The sequence below is a fragment of the Pseudomonas sp. AC169 genome (assembly GCF_979258515.1).
In genome coordinates, this window is record NZ_OZ409866.1 from 1434728 (window position 1) to 1455793 (window position 21066).

Consider the following 21066-nt stretch of genomic DNA (forward strand, 5'->3'; position numbering starts at 1 on the left):
TTCTTTGATAAATCACAGGCATAAAAAAACGCCCGCTTCCGTGAGGAGGCGGGCGTTCTTTTTGAACGCGGAAGCGGAATTAACGCTTCGAGTACTGCGGACGCTTACGCGCTTTACGCAGACCAACTTTCTTACGTTCAACTTCACGGGCGTCGCGAGTAACGAAGCCAGCTTTGCGCAGAGCGCCACGCAGGGTTTCGTCGTAGTCCATCAGAGCGCGAGTGATGCCGTGGCGGATTGCGCCAGCCTGACCACTTACACCACCACCGATCACGGTGACGTAGATGTCGAACTTCTCGACAGTCTCAGTCAGCTCCAGCGGCTGGCGAACTACCATGCGGGCAGTTTCACGGCCGAAGAAGTTTTCCAGCGAACGGTTGTTGATGGAGATGTTACCAGTACCCGGACGCAGGAAAACGCGTGCGGTTGCGGTCTTGCGACGGCCAGTGCCGTAATTTTGAGTCGCCGACATAATGTACTATTCCGTTAAAACTTCAGTTCTTGGGGCTGCTGAGCAGTATGTGGGTGTGCAGCGCCCGCATAGACTTTCAGCTTACGGTACATGTCGCGACCCAGTGGGTTTTTAGGCAGCATGCCTTTAACCGCGGTCTCGATCACGCGCTCAGGGGCTTTGGCGATCAGCTTTTCAAAGTTGATCGACTTGATGCCGCCCGGGAAACCGGAGTGGGAGTAGTACATTTTGTCAGTGGTTTTAGCACCGGTAACACGAATCTGCTCAGCGTTGATTACGACGATGTAGTCGCCGGTATCAACGTGAGGAGTGTACTCAGGCTTGTGCTTGCCACGCAGACGGCTCGCGATTTCGGTGGCCAGACGACCCAGGGTCTGACCAGCAGCGTCGACGACAAACCAGTCGCGCTTTACTGTTTCCGGTTTAGCAGTAAAAGTTTTCATTCTTTATAGCCTCAGGGGCCGCCCTGTAAATTAGACGGCGGATCTTACTGAATAGTGCGTACTTTGACAAGTCAAAGGCAGCCGGATACAGACGCTTTCGGGGGCTCGGGTCGGCGCGTCCGTTCAACGGCAAGATTCTTCGGCGGCGGCGCATCACTTCCACTGCAGAAAGAGGTCGGCAATTATGCAGATTGCGAAAAATATTTCAACCTGCTTTTATGATTGTTTTGCCCAAGGAGCACCTGATGGACTATCGCCAGCTAGGCCGTACCGACCTGAACGTGAGTGCAATCTGCCTCGGCACCATGACCTGGGGCGAGCAAAACACTGAAGCTGAAGCCTTCGCGCAGATCGAACGGGCCAAAGAGGCCGGGATCAATTTCATCGACACCGCCGAGATGTACCCGGTGCCGCCGAAAGCCGAAACCTATGCCACCACCGAGCGCTATATCGGCAATTACTTCAAAAGTCGCGGCGATCGCGCCGACTGGATCCTCGCCAGCAAGATCGCCGGCCCGGGCAACACCATCGACTACATCCGCGACAAAAACCTGCGCCACAACCGCCAGCACATCACCGCAGCGGTGGACGCCAGCCTCGAGCGCCTGCAGACCGATTACATCGATCTGTATCAATTGCACTGGCCAGAGCGCAGCACCAACTTTTTCGGACAGCTGGGCTACAAGCACAAGATCGAAGCCAACCTGACCCCGCTCGAAGACACCCTCGAAGCGCTTGATGAGCAAGTGAAGGCTGGCAAGATCCGCCACATCGGCCTGTCCAACGAAACGCCGTGGGGCACCATGCGTTTTCTGGCACTGGCCGAAGCCCGTGGCTGGCCGCGTGCAGTGTCGATCCAGAACCCGTACAACCTGCTCAACCGCAGCTTTGAAGTCGGTCTGGCAGAAATCGCCATTCGTGAGCAATGCGGTCTGCTGGCCTATTCGCCGCTGGCGTTTGGTTTCCTGTCAGGCAAGTACGAAGGTGGCGCGCGTCCGCCGAAAGGCCGTCTGAGCCTCTACAGCCGCTTCAGCCGCTATTTCAATGCGCAGTCGGAAGCAGCGTGCAGCCGCTATGTGGCGCTGGCCCGTGAACACGGTCTGGATCCTGCGCAAATGGCGTTGGCGTTCGTGACACAGCAACCGTTTGTCACCAGCAACATCATTGGTGCGACCACGCTTGAGCAACTGGACAGCAACATTGCCAGTTTTGATCTGAAGCTGTCGGATGAGGTGCTGGCGGGGATCGAAGCGATTCACAAGGATCATCCGAATCCTGCGCCTTGAGCGATAGATAAGCCGCCTGCGCGAGCAAGCTCGCTCCCACAGAGGATCACCGTACCTGTGGGAACGAGCTTGCTCGCGAAGGGGCCGATCCGATCACCACCAAAGCGGAACGCGGAGCGTCCCCGGCGGCATTCCCACGCAGAGCGTGGGAACGATCATCAAAGCGAGCGCGCAATGATCTCCTTCATGATTTCATTGGTGCCGGCATAAATCCTCTGCACCCGCGCATCCGCCCAGGCCCGGGCTACCGGGTATTCCCACATGAAACCGTAGCCGCCATGCAATTGCACGCACTCGTCGAGCACCTTGCATTGCAGGTCGGTGCCCCAGTATTTGGCCATCGCCGCCGTCGGCACATCCAGCTTGCCCTGCAGGTGCAACTCCAGACATTTGTCGACGAACACTCGGCCGATCTGAATTTCAGTGGCCATCTCTGCCAGCTTGAAGCGCGTGTTCTGGAAGTCGGCAATCGCTTTGCCGAAGGCCTTGCGATCACGGGTGTAATCGAGCGTCCATTTCAGCGCCGCTTCGGCTGATGCCAGGCCACCGATGGCCACGGTCAGGCGCTCCTGGGGCAATTCCTGCATCAGATAAGCGAACCCGGCCCCGGCCTGCCCCAGCAGGTTTTCCTTCGGCACGCGCACATCCTGGAAGAACAATTCCGAGGTGTCCTGCGCCTTCATCCCGACCTTCTCCAGGCGCTTGCCTTTCTCGAAACCCGGCGTATTGGCTTCGACCAGAAACAGACTGGTGCCCTTGGCGCCGGCCTTCGGATCGGTCTTGGCGACGACGATCACCAGATCCGCGAGAAAACCGTTGGTAATGAAAGTTTTCGAGCCATTGATGACGTATTCGTCGCCGTCCAGCACGGCGGTGGTTTTCACGCCTTGCAGGTCGGAACCCGCCCCCGGCTCAGTCATGGCGATAGCCGTGACCATCTCGCCGGAGACCAGTTTTGGCAGGTATTTGTGCTTCAGCGCTTCACTGCCGTAATGCAGGATGTACGGCGCGACAATGTCCGAATGCAACGAGAAGCCGATCCCGGTCAGCCCCAGTCGTCCCACCTCCTCGATCACCACGGCGCTGTAGAGAAAATCCGCCCCCAGCCCGCCGTACTCTTCCGGCAAATGCGAGCAAAGCATCCCCGCCTCCCCGGCCTTGTTCCACAGTTTACGGTCGATATGGCCTTGTTTCTCCCATTGCGCATGGAACGGCACCGCCTCTTTTTCGAGGAAGGTTCGTACGCTGTCGCGAAACAATTCGTGCTCGGAGCTGAACAAGGTTCTGGGGATCATGCGGCACCTTTCTTTGTTGTTGGAGGGAGATGACCTTCAGAGACTAAGCCTCCCCTCCGACACAGGACACTGGACACATCCGACAAAAAATAAGACGATCCAGCCGTCTGGTGACCACTTTCCCTTATAAAAACAAAACAAAAGTTGAATTATGTCCAAGCAAGTCTCCACGCCCTTGCGGCGCGTCAGCATCCTGGCAATCGACCGGGTTTTCGCCTCCACTCTCATGCAAGCCAAGGATTTCTTCCATCTGGCCAGCCTGCGTTATGGCAAACAACTGGGCCACGGCCTGACTCCTGCGTTCGAAACGCGTCTGGTCAGCCCCGACGGCAAACCGGTGAACAGTTTCAGTGACGTGGTGATGCCGGTCGACGGCGGTCTGGAAAACGCCGATGTCATCATCCTCCCGGCGTTCTGGGACGATTTCGACACGCTGTGCGCCCGTTATCCGCAAGTCCTGCCCTGGCTGCGCGAACAACACGCGCGTGGAGCGGTGTTGTGCGGCGAAGCCACCGGGGTGTTCTGGCTGGCCGAGGCCGGCCTGCTCAACGGCAAGGAAGCGACCACTTACTGGCGTTTTTTCAATGCGTTTGCCGAGCGCTTTCCAAAGGTCTATCTCAATCAGGACAAGCACCTGACCGATGCCGACAACCTGTATTGTGCCGGCGGCACCACGTCAGCCTGCGATCTTTACATCTACTTGATCGAGCGTTTCTGCGGAGCCAACGTCGCACAAGCCGTGGCCCGCGACATTCTCTATGAAGTGCAGCGCAGCTATGCGCCGGGACGTATCGGTTTTGGCGGGCAGAAACTGCATCAGGACGTAATCATCCTGCAGATTCAGCATTGGCTCGAAGAGCATTTCGCCGACAAGTTTCGCTTCGAAGATGTGGCCCGCGAGCATGGCATGAGCATTCGCAATTTCATGCGGCGCTTCCAGACCGCCACCGGGGACAAGCCGCTGCATTACCTGCAACGCCTGCGTATCGAGACGGCAAAGGGTTTGCTATCCGGCAGCCGCAAGAGCATCAAGACCATCAGTTATGAGGTCGGGTACGACGACGCGAGCTTCTTTGCGCGGCTGTTCCGTCAGCACACGGAGCTGTCGCCGAACCAGTATCGGCAGCAGTTTCAGCAGGCTGCTTAGCTTTTGAACGACTCAAAGACTCCTGTGGGAGCGAGCTTGCTCGCGAAGGCGTAGTGTCAGGCAGTGCTTGTATTGCTGACACACCGCTTTCGCGAGCAAGCTCGCTCCCACAGAGTTCGGGGTGAATTTCAGATACAAAAAAGGGCCTGCAATTGCAGGCCCTTTTTCTTTGCCGAAAGCTGTTTAAGGCTTGTGCGCCCGCGACAGGAATTCGTGCGACTGCATCTCCAGCAGTCGGCTCAGCGTGCGCTGGAACTCGAAGTTCAGACGGCCGCCGGTGTAGAGATCCTTCAGCTCGACTTCAGCAGAAATGATCAGCTTCACGTTACGGTCGTAAAACTCGTCGACCATGTTGATGAAACGACGGGCGATGTCGTCGGTGGTGACGCTCATCTGCTCGACACCGCTGAGCAGCACGGCGTGGAAAATCTTGCCCAGTTCGATGTAGTCGTTCTGGCTACGTGGGCCGTCGCACAGTTCGCGGAAGTCGAACCAGGCCACGTCGTCACAGGTGCGCAGCGCACGGATCTCGCGGTTTTCGATCATCAACACGTCGTTCTCGACCGCTGCGGTGCACTCTGGCGTCAGAGCCTTGAAGCTCTTGCGCAGGCTTTCGTGAGCGGCTTCGTCGAGCGGATAGTGGAACAGCTCCGCTTGTTCGAGGTGACGCAGACGGTAGTCGACACCGCTGTCGACGTTGACGATCTCGGTGTTCTGCTTGATCAGGGCGATGGCTGGCAAGAAACGCGCGCGTTGCAGGCCGTCCTTGTACAAGCCATCCGGAACGATGTTCGAGGTCGCGACCAGGGTCACGCCATTTTTGAACAACTCTTCCATCAGCGTGCCGAGGATCATCGCGTCGGTGATGTCGGAGACGAAGAATTCATCGAAGCAGATCACCCGCGACTCGGTCGCGAAGCGCTTGGCGATGATGGTCAGCGGGTTTTTCTCGCCGCCGAGGGTTTTCATTTCTTCGTGCACACGCTTCATGAAGCGGTGGAAGTGGGTGCGGGTCTTTTCCTTGAACGGCAGCGCTTCGAAGAAGGTGTCGACCAGGTAAGTTTTGCCGCGACCCACGCCGCCCCAGAAATACAGGCCTTTGACCGGCGTCTGATCCTTTTTGCCGAACAGTTTGCTCAGCAGACCCGGCTTGTTCTGATCGGCAGCGATCAGATCCTCGTACAGACGCTGCAAGTGACGCACAGCAGTTTCCTGCGCGGCGTCATGGAAGAAGTCCGGGCGTTTCAGATCAGCTTGGTATCGTTCTAGGGGCGTCATAATTCGTTAGCAAGGCAACAAAAACGGGCCGTCACTGTAGCGACGGCCCGTGGGAATGGCAATCGGCCCTTGGTCGGACCGTGCCGCCGATTAGTCCTGAACCGGGGTCAGCGCGATGCGCAGAGCCTCGATGGCCGCGTCACGCGCAGCAGCGTCGGCGAATGCCGGGCTGTCGCCAACGCACTCGCCTTCCAGCCACACGCTGAAGCTCAGGTCTTCGCTGCGCACGTCCAGCGGCTGGCCGGATTGCAGTTGCTTGGTCACCTGGCCTGCGGTTTTGCCGTCGGCGAAGTTGCGCGACAGCAGCAGTTGCTCGCCATCGGCCGCCAGCAAACGGAAACGGAAGCTGCCGTCGTCTTCGCGGAAACTGACGAAACGTGCGGCTTTTGCGGCTTTCTTCTTGGTCGTCGCGGCAACCTGAACCTGATTGACGAAAGAACGCAGGCCGACGGCTTCGCGCAATTCGTTGAGGAACGGCGTTGCCACGGCACGGGCTTTCTTGGCGCCGATCTGCAGGATGTCTTCCAGATCCGCCGGGCGCTCGATCAACTGGTGATACTTGTCGCGCGCGTCGCCGAGATCGTTGTCGAGCAACTGGAACAGACGGTTCTTCGCCTCGCCCCAACCCAGACCGCCGAGCAATTCGCTGCGGAATTCGTCAGCCTGCGCTGGCGTGGCGAAGGCCTGGAACAGGGTGAACAGGTGCGAGTTGTCAGGATCCTTGGCTTCGCCTGGCGCTTTGGAGTCAGTGACGATCCGCGAGATCGCGTCCTTCATCTCTTTGGCGCTGGAGAACAACGGAATGGTGTTGTCGTAGCTCTTCGACATCTTGCGACCGTCGAGGCCCGGCAACGTCGCTACGCTTTCTTCGATCAGCGCTTCAGGCATGGTGAAGAATTCTTTGCCCTGACCGAACAGGTGGTTGAAGCGCTGGCCGATGTCGCGGGCCATTTCCACGTGCTGGATCTGGTCGCGACCGACCGGCACCTTGTGCGCGTTGAACATCAGGATGTCCGCCGCCATCAGCACCGGGTAGCTGTAGAGCCCCATGGTGATGCCGGCGTCCGGGTCTTCACCGGTTTCGATGTTCTTGTCCACCGACGCCTTGTAAGCGTGCGCACGGTTGAGCAGGCCCTTGGCGGCCACGCAGGTCAGCAGCCAGGTCAGCTCAGGGATTTCCGGGATGTCGGACTGGCGGTAGAAGGTCACGCGGTCGACATCGAGGCCACCGGCCAGCCAGGTCGCGGCGATTTCCAGACGCGAGCGCTGGATGCGAAGCGGGTCATCGCATTTGATCAGGGCGTGGTAGTCGGCCAGGAAGTAGAACGAATCGGCATTGCTGTCGCGGCTGGCAAGGATCGCCGGGCGGATGGCGCCGGCGTAGTTGCCCAGATGCGGCGTGCCGGTGGTGGTGATGCCGGTGAGGATACGGGTACGGTTCGTCATGGGTAATCGCTTGTCAGACTGCAATCAATTCGAGAGACGCGGCAGGATCAGATCCTTGAGATCGGTCAGCTTGCCATGAAAAAAGTGTCCGCATTCTGCCACTTTCAGCAGCTCATGGGGGCGCTGGAGTTTTTCCGACCAGTCGTAAACCAGTTGCGGATCGATGACTTCGTCGGTTTCCGGCTGAATCACCGTGAGTTCACCCTGCTGCGGCAGTTGATCCTGCTCGCCAAGACGCATCACCGCTGGCGCGACCATGAACAGGTGCTTGAGCTGCACGCCTTGCGCTTCGAGACGGCCGCCGAGACTTGCTGCAACAAATCCGCCGAAGGAGAACCCGAACAGGGTCAGCGGCAGATCCGGGTGTTTCTCGCGCAGCCATTTGGCGGCTGCCTGAGCGTCGTCGACTTCGCCGGTTCCCATGTCGTGGGAACCTTCGCTGGCGCCGACGCCGCGATAATTGAAGCGCAGGGTAATCAGGCCGGCGTCGCGCGCGGTGCGCTGCAGGGTCGAGACGACCTTGTTGAGCATGGTGCCGCCCTGCACCGGGTTCGGATGACAGATCAGCGCGATGCCGCGTGGCTGCTCGTTATCCAGGTACAGAGACTCAAGTTGACCCACCGGGCCGTCAATCACTACAGGGGTTTCACGCATCAGCAAGGAAGGAACTCCGTGACCTCGAATCGGGTCGACTCGTCTAGCAAATTGTCTGTGCCAATCTATTGCGAGTGAATCGCGGTATACAGCGCAGGTTCGAGCCGTTAACGTAAAGCAAAGCCGTTTATAGAGGAAGGACTCGTGGAACACTCGCTCTTAGTTTGGTTGTTACCGACTCTTGCCCTGGTTGTGGGTGTCGCCATTGGATTCCTGATCGCGCGCGTTGCGCCGAACGCCGCGCCGAGCCGTACGCAGCGTCAACTGGATGATATCCAGGAGCGTTTCGACAGTTATCAAAACGAGGTGGTCACCCACTTCAACAGCACCGCGATGCTGGTCAAGAAACTGACCCAGAGCTATCAGGAAGTGCAGGATCATCTCGCCGAGGGCGCCAATCGTCTGGCCCTGGACGAGCAGACCCGCCAGCGCCTGATTGCTGCCCTGCACGCCGACGCGGCAGTGACGCCACGCGAACGCCTGACGCCACCGCGCGATCAGGAGCCGCCACGCGACTACGCACCGAAGACGCCGAACTCACCGGGCATGCTCGATGAGCATTACGGTCTGAAGAAGTAATCTGTCTTCGCTGCAAACAAAAAGCCCCCGGACAGTGATGTGTCCGGGGGCTTTTTTGTGTCCGATGATTTGTGGGTGATTCTTATGGCCCCTTCGCGAGCAAGCTCGCTCCCACACGGTTATGTGTGGAACACAAATTTTGTGTACACCCTCACAATACCTGTGGGAGCGAGCTTGCTCGCGAAGAGGCCGGCACAGGCCAGACAAAAAAATGCCCGATCACAGGACCGGGCATTTCTTCATTCAAGCATTCGCTTACGGATACTGCTGAACCGTGCCCGGCTGCTGTTGCTGCTGACCACCATACTGCTGGCCCGGAATCGCCTTCAGGTTCACTTCGACCCGACGGTTCTGCGCCCGGCCATTGACGTCACCGTTGCTGGCAATCGGGTTATCCGGACCGGCGCCACGGGACGACAGGTTGGCACCGCTGACACCTTGCGAGGTCAGGTAGGTCGCCACGCTCTGCGCACGACGCTGGGACAGGTCCATGTTGTGCTGGCGGCTACCGGTGCTATCGGTGTAACCGACGATTTCGATCTGGTTCTGGTTGAACTCTTTCAACGAGTTGGCCAGGTTGTTCAGCGGTTGGTAGAAGCTGGACGCGATGTTCGCCGAGTCGGTCGCGAAGGTGATATTGCCTGGCATGATCAGTTTGATCTGGTCGCCCTGACGCTGCACTTCAACCCCGGTGTTGGCCATGCTGGCGCGCAGTTTGGCTTCCTGCTTGTCAGCGTAGTAACCGTAACCGGCCGCCGAAGCACCCACCACAGCGGCGCCGATCAAGGCACCTTTACCGCGGTTGTTGTGGTCGATCGCAGCACCGGCCAGCGCACCGGCCAGCGCACCGAGGCCGCCGTACTTGGCGGTTTTGCTCATGCCTTGCGAGCCACCGTCGGCCTGGCCCTGATTGTCATACGGGTTGGGCGAGGCGCAGCCGGACAGCAAGGCCACGGCAGTAGCGACAATAATCAAACGACGCGTGGTGAACATGGAGAGCTCCTACGTTTTGCATTCTGTGGTGCAGCAGCCACTGAGTAATGGACCTGTGCGGGCGTTGGATCATGACAATGCACAAAAATTCCGCGGAGCACTCGTGACAAAATATTCAGGCGCGCACAAACGGGTTCTCGCGCATTTCATCACCCAGACGCGTATCCGGCCCGTGACCGGTCACCACGGTCGCATCCTCGTCCAGCGTATATAGCCGCTGCTTGATCGAACGCACGATGGTCGCCTGATCGCCGCCCCACAAATCCGTGCGCCCTACGCCGCGACGAAACAACGTGTCGCCAGCAATCAACAGCTTAGCCTCGGAAAACCAAAAGCTCATTGATCCGGGGGTATGTCCGGGCGTATGCAGAGCGACGCCGCAGCCGCAGGCCAGCTCTTCATCATCGCTCAGCCAGCGATCCGGGGACGGCACCGGCACATAGGGCACACCGAACATCTGGCATTGCATCTCAAGGTTGTCCCACAGGAATTGATCTTCCTTGTGCAGATGCAGGGTCGCGCCGGTTTTTTCCTTCATTTGCCCGGAAGCGAGAAAGTGATCCAGATGCGCGTGGGTGTGAATGATGCTGACGACTTTCAGGCCCAGCGCATCAAGGCGCGCCATGATCAGATCAGGGTTGCCGCCGGGGTCGACGACGATGGCTTTCTTGGTCAGTGGGTCGCCAATGATGGTGCAGTTGCACTGCAAAGGGCCGACGGGGAAGGTTTCGCGGATCAAGGCGGAAGCTGAAACAGTCATGTCGAAATCCTGAATCGGTAAACGGACAAGCGTGGCAAGCGCAGATAGTTTGACTCAGGATTCTACGTCACCCGCCGACACATGGGTTCGTGGGTCACGGGGATGACGCCACCAATCGGAAAATACTGGCCAAGTGATGTCACTCGTAACGTTTCTGATGCAAAATCGCGCACTTGTAGCGGTCGCATTCGGGAAGGGCCGCATAGCACTCAGGAAAATCGCATGCCGAGTCCAACCGGAATTACTTTCAGCCTTTCGTCCAAATTGACAGGCGTCAATGCGCTCGACAGCTTGCTTTCAGGAACCTATTGGGCCGGCGTCAATTGGCCATTCGATGGCCCGACTCAACTGACCTACAGCTTTATCGAACCAGGCACTTCGTACTTCGCCACCAACTACAGTGCCGATAACGAATACAACGCCATCTACAAGCTGTCCGACAGTCAGAAAAGCGGCATCATCAATGCGCTGGCCACCTGGAGCGCCGTCGCCAACATCACCTTCACCCAGACTACCGACGATATCTCCAACGTTGGCGACCTGCGGTTCGGTGGTTATGGCTTGATGGGCAACGAGGCAGCTGCCTGGGCGTACACACCCTCCAATGTCCCGCGCGGCGGTGACGTGTGGATCGGTGATCCGACTACCGAGTACGCCACCAAGGGTACTTATGACTACATGACCTTCATCCACGAAATAGGTCATGCACTAGGCCTCAAGCATCCATTTTCCGGCACCTTGGGGAACCCGACGATCCTCAACCCAGCACTGGACGACGTCCAGTTCACGGTCATGAGCTACAACAACAGCTACTCCTATCAACCCATGACGCCGATGGTGCTGGACATCCTCGCCATACAGGCGTTGTACGGCGCCAACATGAGTTGGCAGACTGGCGACAACGTCTACAAGTGGAAAGCTTACGAACCGGTCTTCGAAACCATCTGGGACGCTGGCGGCAACGACACGATCGATGCCAGCTCTCAGGCCGCGAAGGTCGATATCAACCTCAATGAAGGCACCTACAGCACCATCGGGTTGCCCAATCTCACCGGTGGCTCTGTCTTCAACAGCGGCCTGGGCATCGCCTATGGCGCCAAGATCGAAAATGCCATTGGTTCGAATTTCAACGACATCCTGCGCGGCAACGACCTGGACAACGTTCTCGACGGTGGCACAGGTGTCGACACGATGTACGGCGGCGCCGGCAACGACACCTACTACGTCGACAACCGGGATGACCGGATCTACGAAACAGGTACCTCGGCCAGTGAGGTCGATTCGGTTTTTTCCACGACCAGCTACAGCCTCTACATCAACACCAACGTCGAAAACCTCACACTGCTGACCAATGCCAGCATCAATGGCTATGGCAACGACGGAAACAACGTCATCACTGGTAATGCCGGCAATAACCTGCTCGACGGTTATGGTGGCGCCGACACGCTGATTGGCGGGACCGGTAACGACATCTATGTGGTCGACAACGCCGGCGACATCATTCTCGAGACCAGCACCCTGGCCAGCGAGATCGACACTGTGCGCGCCTCGGTAAGCTGGGGCCTGGGCAACAATCTGGAAAACCTCGAACTCCTCGGCAGTGGCAACGTCAACGCCACGGGTAACAGCCTTGACAACGTTCTGACCGGCAACGCCAGTGATAACGTACTCGATGGCCTGGCGGGCCTGGACACCCTGATCGGCGGTGCCGGTAACGATGCCTATGTCATCGACCAGGCCGGCGAACTGGACCTGGCCAAAGAGAATGCGAACGAAGGCAATGACACGCTGATCCTCAATTACAGCGTGCAGACCAACACCCTCATCAATTTGAACAGCAGCGCGCTGGGCAACTTTGAAAACGTCACCGTGAACGGTAACGGGGCGTTCGACATCCAGGGCAACGCCCGGGACAACGTGCTGACCGGCAATGCATTCGCCAACACCCTGACGGGCGGCGCGGGCAATGACACCTACGTGATCAACGGCCTGGAAGATACGCTGGTTGAACTGGCCAACGAGGGCCGCGACCAGGTACGCAGTTATGTCACCTATACGCTGGGTGCCAATCTGGAAGACGGACAACTGCTGGGCGATGCCGCCATCAATCTCAGCGGCAACGAACTCAATAACGTGCTGACAGGCAACACCGGCGACAACATCCTCGACGGGGGCGTGGGTGCCGACACCCTGATCGGTGGCGATGGCAACGACATCTACATGGTCGACAATTCCGCCGACGTCGTCGTCGAAGGCTGGACCAACGATTATGACCAGGTCTACTCATCGGCCAACTTCACGCTCGACGTTAACCTCGAAGCCCTTTTCCTCATGGGTTCGAGTGACCTCAGAGGCACAGGCAACTACAGCGATAACCGCATTACCGGCAACATCGGCAACAACATACTTGATGGTGGTTACGGCGCGGACACGTTGATCGGTGGCCTGGGCAACGACACCTATATCGTCGACGATGCCAGCGATCTGGTCGTGGAGCTGGCCAACGAGGGCTACGATGTCGTCCGGTCTTCGGTGAGTTACGCACTGAGCGCGAACATTGAGGATGCTTCGCTGCTCGGCAATGCCGCAATCAACCTCGAAGGCAACGACCTCAACAACGTCCTGACAGGCAACGGCGGCGACAACACCCTCAATGGTGGCCTCGGCGCCGACACCATGATCGGTGGTGCCGGCGTCGATACCTACTACGTCGATAACGTCGGTGACGTGATCATCGAAACCGATGCTTCGCCTACCGCCTACGACCGGGTCTTCTCCTCCATCGACTACACCCTCGGCGGCAACGTCGAGAACCTGCTGTTCGTCGGCACGGCCAACCTGCGCGGCATCGGCAGCGACGTCGCCAACCGCATGACCGGCAACGCCGGCGACAACTACCTGGACGGTGGTCTCGGTGCCGACACCCTGATAGGCGGGCTGGGCAACGACACTTATGTGGTCGATAACGCTGGCGACACCATCAGTGAAACCAGCACTTTGAGCAGCGAGATCGACACCGTCTGGGCCTCGCTCAACTGGACCCTGAGCGCCAACCTGGAAAACCTGTTCCTGGCCGGCACCGCCAACCTCAACGGCACCGGTAACGAGCTGAACAACAGCCTGACCGGCAACAGCGGCAACAACATCCTCGACGGCGGCGCCGGCAATGACACCCTGAACGGCGGGCTGGGTGCCGATACGCTGATCGGCGGTGCCGGCTACGACACTTACATCGTCGACAACGCCGGTGACACCATCAGCGAAAACGGCGCTCTGGCCTATGAGATCGACACTGTCTGGTCGTCGATCAACTGGACCCTGGGCACGAACCTGGAATACCTGTTCCTGGCCGGCAACGACAATCTCAACGGCACCGGCAACAGCCTGAACAACCTGATCACGGGCAACAGCGGCAACAACATCCTTGACGGTGGCGCCGGTGCAGACAGCCTGGTCGGCGGAGCAGGCAACGACACCTACATCGTCGACAATCTGGGCGACAGCATCAGCGAAACCAGCACCCTGGCCAGCGAGATCGACACTGTGCGCGCCTCGGTGGACTGGACACTGAGCGCCAACCTGGAAAACCTTATCCTCACCGGCAACGCCATCAATGGCACCGGCAACGAACTCAACAACAGCCTCACCGGCAACGATGGCGACAACACCCTCAATGGCGGCCTCGGCGCCGACATCATGATCGGTGGTGCCGGCGTCGATACCTACTACGTCGATAACGTCGGTGACGTGATCATCGAAACCGATGCTTCGCCTACCGCCTACGACCGGGTCTTCTCCTCCATCGACTACACCCTCGGCGGCAACGTCGAGAACCTGCTGTTTGTCGGCACGGCCAACCTGCGCGGCATCGGCAGCGACGTCGCCAACCGCATGACCGGCAACGCCGGCGACAACTACCTGGACGGCGGTCTCGGTGCCGACACCCTGATAGGTGGCTTGGGCAACGACACTTACGTCGTCGACAACGTCGGCGACACCATCAGCGAAACCAGCACCTTGGCCAACGAGATCGATACCGTGCGTTCGTCGATCAACTGGACACTGGGTGCCAATCTGGAAAACCTGGTCCTGACCGGCAACGACAATCTCAACGGCACCGGTAACAGCCTGAACAACCTGATCACGGGCAACAGCGGCAACAACATCCTTGACGGTGGCGCCGGTGCCGACAGCCTGATAGGTGGCTTGGGCAACGACACTTACGTCGTCGACAACGTCGGCGACACCATCAGCGAAACCAGCACCCTGGCCAGCGAGATCGACACTGTGCGCGCCTCGGTGGACTGGACACTGAGCGCCAACCTGGAAAACCTTATCCTCACCGGCAACGCCATCAACGGCACCGGCAACGAACTCAACAACAGCCTCACCGGCAACGATGGCGACAACACCCTCAATGGCGGCCTCGGCGCCGACATCATGATCGGTGGTGCCGGCGTCGATACCTACTACGTCGATAACGTCGGTGACGTGATCATCGAAACCGATGCTTCGCCTACCGCCTACGACCGGGTCTTCTCCTCCATCGACTACACCCTCGGCGGCAACGTCGAGAACCTGCTGTTTGTCGGCACGGCCAACCTGCGCGGCATCGGCAGCGACGTCGCCAACCGCATGACCGGCAACGCCGGCGACAACTACCTGGACGGTGGTCTCGGTGCCGACACCCTGATAGGCGGGCTGGGCAACGACACTTATGTGGTCGATAACGCTGGCGACATCATCAGTGAAACCAGCACTTTGAGCAGCGAGATCGACACCGTCTGGGCCTCGCTCAACTGGACCCTGAGCGCCAACCTGGAAAACCTGTTCCTGGCCGGCACCGCCAACCTCAACGGCACCGGTAACGAGCTGAACAACAGCCTGACCGGCAACAGCGGCAACAACATCCTCGACGGCGGCGCCGGCAATGACACCCTGAACGGCGGGCTGGGTGCCGATACGCTGATCGGCGGTGCCGGCTACGACACTTACATCGTCGACAACGCCGGTGACACCATCAGCGAAAACGGCGCTCTGGCCTATGAGATCGACACTGTCTGGTCGTCGATCAACTGGACCCTGGGCACGAACCTGGAATACCTGTTCCTGGCCGGCAACGACAATCTCAACGGCACCGGCAACAGCCTGAACAACCTGATCACGGGCAACAGCGGCAACAACATCCTTGACGGTGGCGCCGGTGCAGACAGCCTGGTCGGCGGAGCAGGCAACGACACCTACATCGTCGACAATCTGGGCGACAGCATCAGCGAAACCAGCACCCTGGCCAGCGAGATCGACACTGTGCGCGCCTCGGTGGACTGGACACTGAGCGCCAACCTGGAAAACCTTATCCTCACCGGCAACGCCATCAATGGCACCGGCAACGAACTCAACAACAGCCTCACCGGCAACGATGGCGACAACACCCTCAATGGCGGCCTCGGCGCCGACATCATGATCGGTGGTGCCGGCGTCGATACCTACTACGTCGATAACGTCGGTGACGTGATCATCGAAACCGATGCTTCGCCTACCGCCTACGACCGGGTCTTCTCCTCCATCGACTACACCCTCGGCGGCAACGTCGAGAACCTGCTGTTTGTCGGCACGGCCAACCTGCGCGGCATCGGCAGCGACGTCGCCAACCGCATGACCGGCAACGCCGGCGACAACTACCTGGACGGCGGCCTCGGTGCCGACACCCTGATAGGTGGCTTGGGCAACGACACTTACGTCGTCGACAACGTCGGCGACACCATCAGCGAAACCAGCACCCTGGCCAACGAGATCGATACCGTGCGTTCGTCGATCAACTGGACACTGGGTGCCAATCTGGAAAACCTGGTCCTGACCGGCAACGACAATCTCAACGGCACCGGTAACAGCCTGAACAACCTGATCACGGGCAACAGCGGCAACAACATCCTCGACGGTGGCGCCGGTGACGACACCCTCGATGGCGGTATTGGCGCCGACACCATGATCGGTGGCGATGGTGTCGATACCTACTACGTCGACAACATCGGCGATGTGATCATCGAAACCGACGCCTCGCCTACCGCTTATGACCGGGTCTTCTCCTCCATCGACTACACCCTCGGTGCCAACGTCGAGAATCTGCTGTTCGTCGGCACGGCCAACCTGCGCGGCATCGGCAGTAATGTGGCCAACCGCATGACCGGTAACGCTGGCGACAACTACCTCGACGGCGGCCTCGGTGCCGACACCCTGATAGGTGGCTTGGGCAACGACACTTACGTCGTCGACAACGTCGGCGACACCATCAGCGAAACCAGCACCCTGGCCAACGAGATCGATACCGTGCGTTCGTCGATCAACTGGACACTGGGTGCCAATCTGGAAAACCTGGTCCTGACCGGGACCGCCAGCATTAACGGCACCGGCAACAGCCTGAACAACATACTCACGGGCAACAGCGGCAATAACACCCTCGAAGGCGGTGCCGGTGATGACATCCTCGACGGGGGACAGGGCCATGACCTGATGATGGGGGGATCTGGTTCCGACACTTATTATGTCGATGATGCCTTTGACTTCATTATTGATATGGGTGCCATGCCCAACGACGTCGATCAGGTGATTGCGTCCATCGACTACACCCTGGACAGCTCCATTGAAAATCTCACCCTTGCCGGTAGCGAAAACCTCAATGGTACGGGCAGCGAAAAAAACAACGTGCTGACTGGCAACGCCGGCAACAACACGCTCGATGGCGGTGCCGGTGCCGATACCTTGATCGGTGGTGCCGGTAATGACATATACATTGTGGATAACATCAACGATGTCGCGATCGAGCAGATCGGCGAAGGGCATGATCTGGTCAGAACCAGTATCAGCTACACCCTCGGCGCCAATGTCGAAGACTTGACGATGTTTGGCGACACATGGGGTGCACTCACCGGCAATGCGCTGGACAACACCATCACAGGCAACTCCGCCACCAACTACATCGATGGCGGGCTAGGCGCAGACACCATGATTGGTGGAGCCGGGCATGACGTCTACAACGTGGATAACATCAACGACGTTATCGTTGAACTCGCGGATGAGGGGATTGATACCGTCAACACCAGCATCGACTACACACTGGCGGACAACGTCGAAGATGGTCAGATGATTGGCAGTGCCAACCTGAATCTGACAGGTAATGCCCTGGAAAACGTCTTGCACGGCAACGATGGCAACAACATCCTGTCGGGCGGTCTCGGCGCTGATCGCATGATTGGCGAGGGCGGCGACGATATCTTTATTGTGGATAACGTCAATGACCTCATCTTCGAGTTCCAGAATGGCGGTCACGACCTGATCCGCACTTCGGTCGACTACAACCTTTCGGATTACGTCGAGGACGGCACCCTGCTCGGCAGCGCAGACCTGACAATGTGGGGCAACAACCTCGATAACATTCTGACGGGGAACGCCGGCAACAACGTACTCGGCGGCAATGGCGGAACCGACAAACTGTTCGGTGGGGAAGGAAACGACACACTGTACGGTGGGTGGGGACATAGCACGTTGACGGGCGGTACCGGGGCTGACACCTTTGCCATCACTAACATGATCAATCTCGGAAAGGAATTCGGAACAAGCTCCTCGCAGAACGTCATTGCCGATTTCAACGCTCTGGAAGGGGACAAAATCGATTTCTCCAAATTCGACATTGACCCGATGACCCTCGGCTACCAACACTTGACGTTCATTGGCTCCAATGAATTCACCGGGCTGGGGCAACTGCGTTTTGCAGATAACGTCCTGTCGGGCAACCTGAGCGCAGACGCTGGGGGGCACTTCGAAGTGCAAGTGGTGGGCGTCAACTCGCTCAGTGCGAACGACGTCATCGTCTGATCCCTTAGCTGCCTGAAACATTCGAAGCTGAAAAATGAAAACACCCCGCCATCGCGGGGTGTTTTTTTTGTCCACGTTTTTTATTTCCTAGGCCAACAGGCCCAGCTCTTTGGCCCGCGCCACTGCCTGCGTCCGCCGCTCAACCCCCAGCTTGCTGTTGATATGACTGGCGTGGGTTTTCACGGTGTGCAGCGAAATGAACAATTGCTCGCTGATTTCCTGGTTCGAACAACCCTGGGCAATCAACCGCAGTACGGCCAGTTCGCGACTGCTGAGCTGTTCGGTGACAGCCGACTCGAGCATCTGCCGCGGTGCAACTGCCGGCAAATGCTCGAGCAATTGCTGGCCAGCCAAGCCGTGAGAAGTCAGCAATTGCCCGCGCAACCAGTCCGGGTGCTCCTTGAGCAAGGCATCGAATGGCTGCAGTACACCGCCGACCGCCACCTCCAAAGCCTGGCTCAATGCCTTGCGGGCTTCCGGTTCGCGCCCGCCCGCCAGCAGCAATGCCACTTTCTGTGTCAGCGCCATCACACTGAGCAACTGGCGGCCGGTTCGCTGACCGTTTTCATGCAACACGTTCAACCGCCCTTCGGCGAGCATGGGTTGCCCTTGAATCATGTCCAGCAACGCCTGTTGCAGTTCAACATGCAAAGGCAACTGCGGATGAAACTCTGGCGGTGCGGCAGCACGTTCGCCCGTATAAGTCTGCCCCAGCCGCGCAAGCCACGCCTCGGCCAGATCAGTGCGGCCCTGCGCCAGCCACAACTCACATTTGACCAGCGTGATCATTGCCAGATAGTAGATCGGCGGCACATCCCAGATGTGCATCAGACGTTCGGCTTCGGCGAGTTCGGCAAAGGCCTTGGCAAACTCGCCACTGCTGCCGTCCAGGCGGGCGATCACACAGTGACCGATCAATACGCTGATATCGCGACAGGCCCGTGCCTCGCCGATCCCGGCCAGCAACCGCGCCCGTGCCGCCTGAGGCTGCAAGCGCATCGCCAGCAGAAAACCCTCGTACAACGTCAGCCGTGCGCGCACCGCGTACAGGCGTTGTGGCGACAAACCGCGCAAGCGCTCCAGCCCCTGATGGACCTCATCGAGTGCGCGCAGAATTTCGCCCCGAGACTGCAACACCCGCGCACGATCGTAGTGCGCCAACGCTTCGAACAACGGATTGCCGACACGTTGTGCCAGCTCCAGCGATTCGCGGTTAAGGCCCCGGGCGCGCCACAGATCGCCATCGGCAATGGCCAGATTGGACAAGGTCGATAAACACATCAGCCGTTGGCCATAGCGTTTAGCCGGCAGACTTTCCAAAGCTTCGCTGCAATACCTGAGTGTCAACTCCCGATGGCCACGGCCACGGGCAATGATTCCACTCAGTGCCAGCCATTGCGCGAGCATCGACTTCTGCGCGGTGGCTGAAGGTGCCGGCAGGAAGCGGCTCAGATGGCTGGACAACTCTTCCGCGGCATCGAGCTGACAGGCCAGCCCCAGCGCCCAGCTGTACAACACGATCAAGCGCGGGGTACTGATCAACAGGCTATCGGGCAAGTCCATTTTCCAGCGCAGCAGCATACCGACGTTCTGTTCGGCCAGCAGTTGCTCCTCGGAGAGGTTCTGCACCAGATTCGCTGCGACATCGTGGTGACCGGCGCGCAGCGCCTGTTCTACCGCCTCATCCAGCAGACCCTGCGCGTTGAACCAGCGACAGGCGCGCAGGTGCAGCGTGGCCGTCGGCACCATCGCCTGCGCAATCGGCCGGCTGCGCAACAGATCCGAGAACAAATGATGATAGCGATACCAGTGACCGTGCTCGTCCAGTGGCACCAGAAAGACCTGATGGGCTAACAGGAAACGCAGGATCTCGGCACTGTCATGGGCTTCGCGCACGGCGTCGCAGAGTTCGCTGCAAAAACGCTCTTGCGGTGCCGTGTCGTAGAGAAAAGCCTGCACTTCGGCAGGCAGGCAATCGATGACCTCTTCAAGCAGATAATCACGGATCAGCCCTTCCCCGCCGTTCAACGCTTGCGGCAATGCCGAATCGCTGCCGGCTTCGGATACCGCCAGCAGCCAGAAACGCAAACCGGCGACCCAGCCTTCGCTGCGCTGGATGAGGTTTTCCAGGGCTTCACCGCGTAGTGAGCTGCTGTGGCGATCGAGCAAGGTCAAGGCTTCGTCGTGGGTCAGGCGCAGATCCTGTTCATGCAACTCCAGCAACTGCCGGGACAGACGCAAACGCGCCAGATGCCAGTCCGGGCGCTGGCGACTGGTGACCATCACCAGCAAGCCATCGGGCAGATGATTGAGGAAAAACTGCAGGCAACGGTCAAGCACCGGGCCTTGGGCGAGATGGTAATCATCGAGCACCAGCAGCAGCGGCGCGGCGGGGTCGAGGTGCAGAGTGAGTTCATCGAGCAAGCCGTCGAGCCATTCTTCGAAGGCAAAGGGCTGATGGCGTTGGCGCATTTTCAGCAGGCCGAGTGCGCGACTGCCCAGTTGCGGAAAATAGTCCTGCAAGCCTTCGAGCAAACGTTCGAGAAAGCGCCCGGGGTCACTGTCGCGCGGACTCAGGCCCAGCCAGAGGCTTTGCCAGTGCGCCGGCAGACTCTGACAGAACTCCACCGCCAGCGAGCTCTTGCCGAACCCGGCGGGAGCGCTGACCAGCAACAGCCGCCCACCGAGCCCGGCCTGCAGGCGCTCGCAAAGGCGTGGTCGCAAGACATAGCCGTCGGGCAATGGCGGGCGAAAAAAACGCCCGTCCAGTGCCGCGACGGCAACGCTTGCGGGACCCGGAAGTGGGGACAGATCAGTCATGGCCGGCTCTTGTTCGAATTG

13 protein-coding genes are annotated in these 21066 nt (G+C 59.0%); 4 read left to right on the forward strand and 9 right to left on the reverse strand.

The window, feature by feature from the left end; genetic code table 11:
- Positions 1-79: 79 nt before the first annotated feature.
- Complete coding sequence (rpsI, locus tag ACZZ0G_RS06440; protein ID WP_008080273.1) at positions 80-472, reverse strand: 30S ribosomal protein S9; 393 nt, start codon at positions 470-472, stop codon at positions 80-82.
- 14 nt (positions 473-486) lie between these two features.
- The gene (gene rplM / locus ACZZ0G_RS06445) at positions 487-915 is read right to left on the reverse strand and encodes a 50S ribosomal protein L13 (RefSeq protein WP_007917032.1); all 429 of its coding nucleotides are present in this window, start codon (positions 913-915) and stop codon (positions 487-489) included.
- A gap of 245 nt (positions 916-1160) precedes the next feature.
- On the opposite strand from rplM, the gene ACZZ0G_RS06450 reads away from it, so the two are divergent.
- The gene (locus tag ACZZ0G_RS06450) at positions 1161-2201 is read left to right on the forward strand and encodes an NADP(H)-dependent aldo-keto reductase (RefSeq protein ID WP_007917033.1); all 1041 of its coding nucleotides are present in this window, start codon (positions 1161-1163) and stop codon (positions 2199-2201) included.
- A 158-nt stretch (positions 2202-2359) separates the two neighbouring features.
- On the opposite strand, the gene ACZZ0G_RS06455 is transcribed toward ACZZ0G_RS06450, so the two are convergent.
- Complete coding sequence (locus tag ACZZ0G_RS06455) at positions 2360-3496, reverse strand: acyl-CoA dehydrogenase family protein (protein ID WP_083367955.1); 1137 nt, start codon at positions 3494-3496, stop codon at positions 2360-2362.
- 250 nt (positions 3497-3746) lie between these two features.
- Between ACZZ0G_RS06455 and ACZZ0G_RS06460 the strand changes: the two genes are divergently transcribed.
- On the forward strand, positions 3747-4643 hold the full coding sequence (locus tag ACZZ0G_RS06460) for a GlxA family transcriptional regulator (protein WP_463558830.1): 897 nt from the start codon (positions 3747-3749) through the stop codon (positions 4641-4643).
- A gap of 183 nt (positions 4644-4826) precedes the next feature.
- Here ACZZ0G_RS06460 and zapE read toward each other — a convergent pair whose 3' ends face one another.
- From zapE to ACZZ0G_RS06475, 3 genes are all read right to left on the reverse strand, one after another.
- On the reverse strand, positions 4827-5921 hold the full coding sequence (gene zapE / locus ACZZ0G_RS06465; protein ID WP_034156483.1) for a cell division protein ZapE: 1095 nt from the start codon (positions 5919-5921) through the stop codon (positions 4827-4829).
- Positions 5922-6011: 90 nt separating this feature from the next.
- Positions 6012-7367: a tryptophan--tRNA ligase gene (locus ACZZ0G_RS06470; RefSeq protein ID WP_463555651.1), complete on the reverse strand. Its 1356-nt coding sequence runs from the start codon at positions 7365-7367 to the stop codon at positions 6012-6014.
- 24 nt (positions 7368-7391) lie between these two features.
- A complete protein-coding gene (locus ACZZ0G_RS06475; protein ID WP_463555652.1) occupies positions 7392-8021 on the reverse strand; it encodes an alpha/beta hydrolase in 630 nt (209 codons plus the stop codon).
- Between the two features lie 144 nt (positions 8022-8165).
- On the opposite strand from ACZZ0G_RS06475, the gene ACZZ0G_RS06480 reads away from it, so the two are divergent.
- Positions 8166-8600, forward strand: coding sequence for a Z-ring associated ZapG family protein (locus ACZZ0G_RS06480; RefSeq protein ID WP_095050642.1), 435 nt, complete (start codon positions 8166-8168; stop codon positions 8598-8600).
- A 255-nt stretch (positions 8601-8855) separates the two neighbouring features.
- Here the strand turns inward: ACZZ0G_RS06480 and ACZZ0G_RS06485 are convergent, their stop codons facing one another.
- Positions 8856-9593, reverse strand: a complete 738-nt coding sequence (locus ACZZ0G_RS06485; RefSeq protein ID WP_463555653.1) for an OmpA family protein — start codon at positions 9591-9593, stop codon at positions 8856-8858.
- Between the two features lie 115 nt (positions 9594-9708).
- Positions 9709-10353, reverse strand: coding sequence for an MBL fold metallo-hydrolase (locus tag ACZZ0G_RS06490; protein WP_463555654.1), 645 nt, complete (start codon positions 10351-10353; stop codon positions 9709-9711).
- 222 nt (positions 10354-10575) lie between these two features.
- Between ACZZ0G_RS06490 and ACZZ0G_RS06495 the strand changes: the two genes are divergently transcribed.
- Positions 10576-18225: a M10 family metallopeptidase C-terminal domain-containing protein gene (locus tag ACZZ0G_RS06495; RefSeq protein WP_463555655.1), complete on the forward strand. Its 7650-nt coding sequence runs from the start codon at positions 10576-10578 to the stop codon at positions 18223-18225.
- A gap of 87 nt (positions 18226-18312) precedes the next feature.
- Here the strand turns inward: ACZZ0G_RS06495 and ACZZ0G_RS06500 are convergent, their stop codons facing one another.
- Complete coding sequence (locus ACZZ0G_RS06500; RefSeq protein ID WP_463555656.1) at positions 18313-21045, reverse strand: LuxR C-terminal-related transcriptional regulator; 2733 nt, start codon at positions 21043-21045, stop codon at positions 18313-18315.
- Positions 21046-21066: the final 21 nt, after the last annotated feature.